Origin of the sequence: Nioella sediminis, from assembly GCF_001879695.1 — a bacterium.
Taxonomy (GTDB): domain Bacteria; phylum Pseudomonadota; class Alphaproteobacteria; order Rhodobacterales; family Rhodobacteraceae; genus Nioella; species Nioella sediminis.
Genome location: NZ_MNBL01000027.1, coordinates 40,691 through 48,022 on the forward strand (window position 1 = coordinate 40,691; position 7,332 = coordinate 48,022).

The 7,332-nt window shown below is 64.3% G+C and carries 8 protein-coding genes; 7 read left to right on the forward strand and 1 reads right to left on the reverse strand.

Features of this window, described 5'->3' with window-relative positions; all coding sequences use genetic code 11:
- Positions 1–387 precede the first annotated feature (387 nt).
- The 3 genes from BKY26_RS03255 to ilvN are packed head-to-tail and all read left to right on the forward strand — an operon-like array spanning position 388 to position 3,920.
- On the forward strand, positions 388–2,130 hold the full coding sequence (locus tag BKY26_RS03255) for an acetolactate synthase 3 large subunit (RefSeq protein ID WP_425434463.1): 1,743 nt from the start codon (positions 388–390) through the stop codon (positions 2,128–2,130).
- On the forward strand, positions 2,130–3,335 hold the full coding sequence (locus tag BKY26_RS03260; RefSeq protein ID WP_071688963.1) for a glycosyltransferase family 87 protein: 1,206 nt from the start codon (positions 2,130–2,132) through the stop codon (positions 3,333–3,335). The genes BKY26_RS03255 and BKY26_RS03260 overlap by 1 nt, the downstream gene beginning before the upstream one ends.
- A 24-nt stretch (positions 3,336–3,359) precedes the next feature.
- Entirely contained in the window at positions 3,360–3,920 is a 561-nt protein-coding gene (ilvN, locus tag BKY26_RS03265) for an acetolactate synthase small subunit (RefSeq protein ID WP_071688964.1), read from the forward strand.
- 126 nt (positions 3,921–4,046) lie between these two features.
- Here ilvN and BKY26_RS03270 read toward each other — a convergent pair whose 3' ends face one another.
- The gene (locus tag BKY26_RS03270) at positions 4,047–4,319 is read right to left on the reverse strand and encodes an EF-hand domain-containing protein (RefSeq protein ID WP_071688965.1); all 273 of its coding nucleotides are present in this window, start codon (positions 4,317–4,319) and stop codon (positions 4,047–4,049) included.
- Between the two features lie 270 nt (positions 4,320–4,589).
- Here BKY26_RS03270 and BKY26_RS03275 point away from each other — a divergent pair, with 270 nt between their 5' ends.
- The 4 genes from BKY26_RS03275 to BKY26_RS03290 form a co-directional block, all read left to right on the forward strand.
- A complete protein-coding gene (locus BKY26_RS03275) occupies positions 4,590–5,111 on the forward strand; it encodes an RNA polymerase sigma factor (RefSeq protein ID WP_071688966.1) in 522 nt (173 codons plus the stop codon).
- 120 nt (positions 5,112–5,231) lie between these two features.
- A complete protein-coding gene (locus BKY26_RS03280; RefSeq protein ID WP_071688967.1) occupies positions 5,232–6,392 on the forward strand; it encodes an aromatic ring-hydroxylating oxygenase subunit alpha in 1,161 nt (386 codons plus the stop codon).
- Positions 6,385–6,606: a hypothetical protein gene (locus tag BKY26_RS03285; RefSeq protein WP_071688968.1), complete on the forward strand. Its 222-nt coding sequence runs from the start codon at positions 6,385–6,387 to the stop codon at positions 6,604–6,606. The genes BKY26_RS03280 and BKY26_RS03285 overlap by 8 nt, the downstream gene beginning before the upstream one ends.
- Positions 6,607–6,831: 225 nt before the next feature.
- A partial coding sequence (locus BKY26_RS03290) for a hypothetical protein (RefSeq protein ID WP_131541754.1) occupies positions 6,832–7,332 on the forward strand: 501 nt, incomplete at its 3' end.

Consider the following 7,332-nt stretch of genomic DNA (forward strand, 5'->3'; position numbering starts at 1 on the left):
GGACCGGCCGGGTGCCCTAGCGTCAACGTCTCTGATCGGCCCCTTGCTCCAATGACGTCAAGCGGTGCAGGGGAGGCGTTACTTCCCTCCCGCTTTTCCAGACAGAAAGTTGCTGAAAAACACCGATCCGCGACATTCTTTCGCCCATGCGAGGTTGACGGGCTTTTTCAGCCGTGCATAAGCTGCCGCCACTTGCAAAGAGGAGCCCGTGAATGCCCCGCATTCTCGTACTTGTAGGAAACGCGCGCATGGGTCGGTGACGACAACCATATCGGTACCCCATGCGCCCCCGTCACACCGGGGGCTTTTTTTTTGCGACGGTGACAGGATTGATCAAGGAAAGCCCATGAGGGGCAACTGCTGGAAGGAGCAAGAGCAATGACCCAGATGACCGGCGCCAGGATGGTGGTCGAAGCCCTGAAGGAACAGGGTGTCGATACCGTATTCGGCTATCCCGGCGGTGCCGTGCTTCCGATCTATGACGAGATTTTCCAGCAAAACGAGATCCGCCATATCCTTGTGCGTCACGAACAGGGCGCGGTTCATGCGGCTGAAGGCTATGCCCGCTCGACCGGCAAGCCCGGCGTTGTTCTGGTCACATCCGGCCCCGGTGCCACCAATGCGGTGACCGGCCTGACCGACGCGCTGATGGACTCGATCCCGATTGTCTGCCTCACGGGCCAGGTGCCCACCTTCATGATCGGCTCGGACGCGTTCCAGGAGGCCGACACTGTGGGCATCACCCGCCCCTGCACCAAGATGAACTGGCTGGTGAAGGAAACCGACACCCTGTCGGGCACCATCCACGAGGCGTTTCACATCGCCACCTCGGGCCGTCCGGGTCCGGTGCTGATCGACATTCCCAAGGATGTTCAGTTCGCCACCGGGGCCTATTCCAACAAGCCCAAGGTTTCCAAATCCCATTACCAGCCGCGCGTGAAGGGTGACCCCGAGATCATCACCGCGCTGGTCGAGGCGATGGAAACCGCCGAGCGTCCGATCTTCTATACCGGTGGCGGTGTCATCAATTCCGGCCCGGCGGCAAACCAGCTGCTGCGCGAACTGGTCGAGGCCACCGGTTTTCCGATTACCTCCACCCTGATGGGTCTGGGATCGTACCCCGCCAATGGTGACAAATGGCTCGGGATGCTGGGGATGCATGGTCTCTATGAAGCCAACCTCGCCATGCATGGCTGCGACCTGATGATCAATATCGGTGCCCGCTTTGACGACCGGATCACCGGGCGCATCGCCGATTTCAGTCCGAACAGCCGTAAAGCCCATATCGACATCGACCCCTCGTCCATCAACAAGGTCATCCACGCCGATTTCCCGATCGTGGGCGATGTTGGCCATGTTCTGGAAGACCTGTTGCGGATCTGGAAAAGCCGGGGCCGCAAGACCAATTCGGCGGCGGTCAAACAGTGGTGGGCGCAGATCGAGGAGTGGAAGAAGACCCGCTGTCTCGATTATAAACCGTCCGAGGCCACCATCAAACCGCAATACGCGCTGGAACGGCTCGAGGCCCTGACCAAGAACCATGACCGTTACATCTGCACCGAGGTGGGCCAGCATCAGATGTGGGCGGCGCAGTTCCTGGGCTTCAACGACCCCAACCGCTGGATGACCTCGGGCGGCTTGGGCACCATGGGCTATGGCACCCCGGCCTCGATCGGCGTGCAGATCGCCCATCCCGGCGCGCTGGTCATCAACGTCGCGGGCGAAGCCTCGTGGCTCATGAACATGCAGGAAATGGGCACCGCGGTTCAGTACCGCCTGCCCGTGAAGCAGTTCATCCTGAACAACGAACGGCTCGGCATGGTCCGCCAGTGGCAGGAACTGCTGCATGGCGAGCGCTACAGCCATTCGTGGTCCGAGGCGCTGCCCGATTTCGTCAAGCTCGCCGAGGCCTTCGGCGCCAAGGGCATCATGGTCAGCGACCCCAAGGATCTCGACGATGCGATCATGGAAATGCTGAATTATGATGGCCCGGTGATCTTCGACTGCCTGGTCGAGAAGCACGAGAACTGCTTCCCGATGATCCCGTCGGGCAAAGCCCATAACGAGATGCTTCTGGGCGAGGCCGAAACGCAAGGTGCAATCCAGGCCGGCGGCGCGGTTCTGGTCTGATGACCGGGCCCTCGCAGCCTGCACTTCATCTCACCGAAGGCCGCGCCGGCCTTCGGGCCGGGGTGCTGTTTGCGGGCTCGACAGTCCTGCTGCTGGCGATCTGGCTGTTCTTCATCTGGCGCCTGGTGCTGCCCGGCGGGGCGGTCAGCTTCGACGTGGATTTCCGCGTGTTCTGGGCCGCCGCACAGCTGGCCGTGGCCGGAGACCCGCTGGCCGCGTTCGACCCGGCCCGGCTGATCGAGATCCACGGCATTGCCGGGGATGACTGGCTGCCTTGGGTCTATCCCCCGACCTTCCTGCTGATCCTGCTGCCGCTTGGGCATCTGTCCTTCTTTGCCGCGTGGCTTGTGTTCACAGGGCTGTCGATCCTCGCCATCCTTTTGGCGATCCGCCCGCTGGCGGCCGGAAATCGCGGCCTGTGGGCGGCCATTGCCCTTGCCCCGGCGATGCTGCCCGCGCTGCTTCTGGGGCAGGTGTCGGTGCTATGGGCCGCTGGTCTGGTGGCGGTGCTCGCAGCCTTGCAGGCGGGGTGGCCGGTTCTTGCCGGGGTTATCTGCGGGCTGCTGACGATCAAGCCGCAACTGGGGCTGATGCTGGCCATCGCGCTGCTGGCCGGTCGCCAGTGGACGGCCATCGGCGTGGGCGCTGGCGTGGCCGTGGCCTTCGCCGCACTCGCCACCCTTGTCTTCGGCCCCGACTATTGGCCCGCCATGGCCGAGATGGGCCAATCCCATCTGGAGGTCGTGCGAAGCCGCATCGCCGAGGGCGGCTTCATGGTCAGCGCCTATTCCGCCCTTGTCGGACTGGGACTGCCGGAACCTCTGGCGCTTGGCCTGCAATGGGGGCTGGCCGGGGTTGCGGCCATCGCGGTCTGGCTTGCATGGTCATCGGACCGGATCGGCCCCGATCTGCAAGGGGCCGTTCTGCTGACTGCCACGCTCCTCTCCGCGCCCTATCTCTGGTACGGTGAAACCGCGCTTCTGGCCCCTGCGCTGTTGCTGTTTCTTCGCGCCGATGCCCTGCCGCCGGGCTGGGTCGGCTATGCCTTCGGCCTGCTTCTGATGCTGGGGGCCGCGCCCTATATCCTGTTTCAAATCCTGACGACCGGAGCGCAAGTTCCCGTTCGTCTCTTCGTCTCGCCTGTCATCCTGGCCGCGTTCGGCCTGGCGATGGCCACACTCCTCTCGCGCCGCCGGGCGCGCTAGCCGCTTTCGGGAAAGGAAGTTCACATGTCCCCGCTCAATATCGAACAAGGCTCGTCCAGCCACTCTGCCTACGACCTTCGCAGCCACATGTCCGATGTGGTGGAGGTTCATACGCTGGCCATTCTGGTGGAAAACGAGCCGGGCGTTCTGGCACGCGTCATCGGGCTGTTTTCGGGCCGTGGCTACAATATCGAAAGCCTGACGGTCGCAGAGGTGGATCACACCGGGCGACGGTCGCGCATCACCATCGTGACCAGCGGCACCCCGCAGGTGATCCACCAGATCAAGATGCAGCTCGAACGCATGGTGCCCGTGCATGAGGTGGCCGACCTGACCGTCGAAGGCCCCCATGTCAGCCGCGAACTGGCGCTGATCAAGGTCTTCGCCAAGGGGGAATCCCGCGTGGAAAGCCTGCGCATTGCCGAGATCTTCCGCGCCAATGTGGTCGACAGCACGCTGGAAAGCTTCATCTTCGAGATGACCGGCACGCCCGAAAAGATCGACGCCTTCGCCGACCTTATGCGCCCCCTGGGCGAGGTGCGCATGGCCCGCACCGGCGTCGCGGCCATGGCGCGCGGTCTGTAAGACCAAGGCAGGAAACACATCGGGGGCGCCGGATCATCTCCGGCGCCCCCTTGTCGTGGCGGCTGTCCCGCAGTCCGGCCCTGCGCACCCCGCCTGCCGGATCGCTGCCGCCACGGGCTGCACCCCTCAGGCGTCTTCGGGCAGCAGACCCATGTCGATGGCACGGGACACCTCGGCCAGGTCGAGCGTGCCGCTGTCATCTGTGTCGATGGTGGTAAAAAGCTCCTCCGTGGCCTCGGGCACCACGGCCTGCAGCTCTTCGAGCGTTACCAGCCCGTCGCCATCCGCATCCATCGGCGCCCCCTGCGCGGCCAGCGCCGCCACCAGAAGTGCGCCTCCGGCAAGGGCCGCGCCCAGGATGCCGGAGATGCCTCGTTGCAGGATATGGGTAAACGTCATGTCTCTTGCTCCTTCGCAAGCTGTTCCGGGTTGCAAGGCCGGGCCTGTCCCCGTGCCTCATGAAACAGGACGGCCAGACCGGGAATTCCTTCCATCGCGGCCAGACCGTGCGCGGAGGAAGGCCCAAATCCCGGCCTGACATGCGCAACAAGCCGCCAAGGGCAAAAACCCGTGCGAAACCCCGCCGACCGGCGGCAAGGAGCGGCCCGCACAGAGACCGGCAGAACAATGAGATTGCCTTGACCGGTGCTCCGCCCCTTTCGTTGCGCCATGACACGCCCCATCCCCACCAAAGCCGCCATCCAGCTGGAGGCCCTGTTGCCAGACCTGCTGAGACTGGCCCGCTACCTGCTGCGCGACCGGGCGGCGGCCGAGGACATGGTGCAGGACATCGTTCTGCGGCTCTGGTCTCGCATGACCGACCCGTCCGAACCCGCCATCGACGACCTGCGCGCCTATGCGTTTTCCGCCCTGCGCAATCGGCTGCGCGACCGTGGGGCGGCCCTGCCCGATCAAAGCTTGGACGAGCATCTGCCCGATCCGGTGGCCGGCAGCACCCTGCCCGCCCGATTGGCCTGCGCCGAAACGCTTGCCGCAGTGGACAGCCTGCCCGCAGATCAGGCCGATCTGATCCGCATGCGCGCCATCGAGGGGCTGTCCTACGCCCAGATCGCTGCCCGCACCGGCCTGTCCGAGGGCACGGTCACCTCTCGCCTGTCACGCGCCCGCGCGGCCCTGCGCGAACGGCTGAACCTGCCACCCGGCGCTCCGGTGACCTTCCTTCTGGATTGACGGGCAAACCCGACACCTGTGTCAATTTCCGTCATCCCCCTGTCGCGCACAGGCAAGACGGGCTGACCATTGCGCCCTATCCCCGTTCCATTGTCTTAGGGACCGAGCGGGAGGGATGACATGCCTAAGGATCGTGAACTCAACGTGCTGGACGCCGTCCGCGCCCCCATCGAAGCCGCGCGGGGCCTGCCCAACAGCCACTACACCGACCCCGCCACCATCGCCGAGGAGAACGAGGCCGTTCTGCGTCGCACATGGGCCGGTCTGGCCGTGGGCGCGGATGTGCCCGAACCCTCGGACTGCAAACCGATCGAGTTTCTCGGCCAGCCCCTGCTGCTGGTGCGCGACAAGGACGGCACGCTGCGCGTCTTCGAAAACATCTGCCGCCATCGCGGCATGATCCTTGTCGAGGAACCCCGCAAGATCGAGGGCGCGATCCGCTGCCCCTATCACAGCTGGTGCTATTCCAAGGATGGGCGTCTCGTATCCACCCCGCATGTGGGCGGGCCGGGGCAAAACAGCCACCCGCAGATGAACCGCTCCGATCTCGGCCTGATCGAGGTGCGCAGCCATGTCTGGCGCGACGTGGTGTTCATCAACCTCTCGGGCGACGCCGCCCCCTTCGAAGAGGTCCACGCGGACCTGCTGACCCGCTGGAGCGACGTGGAAAAGCCGCTCTATCACGGCGGGTGGGACAGCCAGTTCACGCTGGACGTACAAACCAACTGGAAGCTTGCGGTCGAGAACTACTGCGAAAGCTACCACCTGCCCTGGGTCCATCCGGGCTTGAACAGCTATTCGCGGTTGGAAGACCACTACCACATTGAATCGCCCGGCAACTATTCGGGTCAGGGCACCTATGTCTATCGCCAGCTGGAAGGCCAGGATGGCGAGAAGTTCCCCGATTTCGACGGGCTGCCGGACTTCTGGGATGCGGGCGGTGAATACGTCGCGGTCTATCCCAACGTTCTTCTCGGCGTGCAGCGCGACCATGCCTTCGCCATCGTGCTGGAGCCGGTCAGCCACATGCAGACGCGCGAGCACGTGCATCTCTACTATGCCGAGCCGCAAACGGATGCCGCTCTGCGCCAGAAGAACGCGACGCAATGGAAGACGGTCTTCGTCGAAGACATTTTCGTTGTCGAGGGCATGCAGAAAGGCCGCAGCGCACCGGGCTTCGACGGTGGCCGCTTCTCGCCCGCGATGGATGGGCCGACACACCTGTTCCACGACTGGGTGGCCGGCAAGGTCGCGGCCCTGCGGGCCGAACGCGATGCTTGAGGATCTCGACCGGCGCCTTTTGGAGGCCCACGCGGTGGAGGACCGGGGGGCGCTGATCCAGCTCTATCAAGAGGCGTCGGGCGCGGCCCGTTCCGTTGTCGCGCGCAATTTCTACCTGACGCATGCCTATGTCTATGCGCTGGAGGCCGGGGTTCCCGAGGCGGATTTCCTGCGCAAGCGACTGGTGGAATACGGGGCCGAAACACCGGACTGAGGCGTTTTGCAACCTGCTTGACCAAAAGGGCACCGGTCGCCTTTGCTGGCAGCGGGTTTGCAAATCCACCCGACGCCAGGCCCCCGCATCCCTTGCCGCGGCCTCGTGCATTTTTCGGAAACTTCACGGCAAGCGCCCTGCCCGCGCCATAAAGTCCTGACCGAGTGTTAACGCCGTTTCGGCATGATGCTCAGCTGTGGGGGCCCTGCTTGGCTGGGGCTGGAAATGCCGGTACTGAGTTACGTTGCGCTGCTTGAACGCGACGTTGACGCATATCTGACGGGAATTTCGGATCTGGATGTCCGCACCTCGGAGTCCGGCGAACAGGTCCTCTATGCGACCAGCCGCTCCGGCGAGGCCATCTCTGCCTTCACCGTCACCGGCACTGGCGGCGCCACCCTGACCGATCACCAGACTGTTTCCACCAACGCAGACCGGATAGATTTCCTGTCTCTGGGCGGCGAATCCTATGTCGTCACCCTCGCCCCGCAGGAGGATTCCACCCGGCTCTATACGCTCGACAGCGAGGGTCGGATGACCGGCACCGCCCTGACCCTGTCAGGTGAGACCGCCGCCATGCACAGCCTCGTTCAGATGCAGATCGGGCAGGAAAGCTACCTCTATTGCACCGATGCCGAAAGCGGAGCGCTCGATGCCTTCCGGGTAGGCCCCGATGGCAGTCTCGCGGTGGTAGAGACCACGGCCTCCCCCGCCAATGTGGCGGGG

Coding starts and splice junctions, on each gene's coding strand:
- BKY26_RS03280 (WP_071688967.1), top strand. CDS start 5,232: ATGCCTAAGGATCGTGAACTCAACGTGCTGGACGCCGTCCGCGCCCCC.
- BKY26_RS03270 (WP_071688965.1), bottom strand. CDS start 4,319: ATGACGTTTACCCATATCCTGCAACGAGGCATCTCCGGCATCCTGGGC.
- BKY26_RS03275 (WP_071688966.1), top strand. CDS start 4,590: ATGACACGCCCCATCCCCACCAAAGCCGCCATCCAGCTGGAGGCCCTG.
- BKY26_RS03260 (WP_071688963.1), top strand. CDS start 2,130: ATGACCGGGCCCTCGCAGCCTGCACTTCATCTCACCGAAGGCCGCGCC.
- BKY26_RS03255 (WP_425434463.1), top strand. CDS start 388: ATGACCGGCGCCAGGATGGTGGTCGAAGCCCTGAAGGAACAGGGTGTC.
- ilvN (WP_071688964.1), top strand. CDS start 3,360: ATGTCCCCGCTCAATATCGAACAAGGCTCGTCCAGCCACTCTGCCTAC.
- BKY26_RS03285 (WP_071688968.1), top strand. CDS start 6,385: ATGCTTGAGGATCTCGACCGGCGCCTTTTGGAGGCCCACGCGGTGGAG.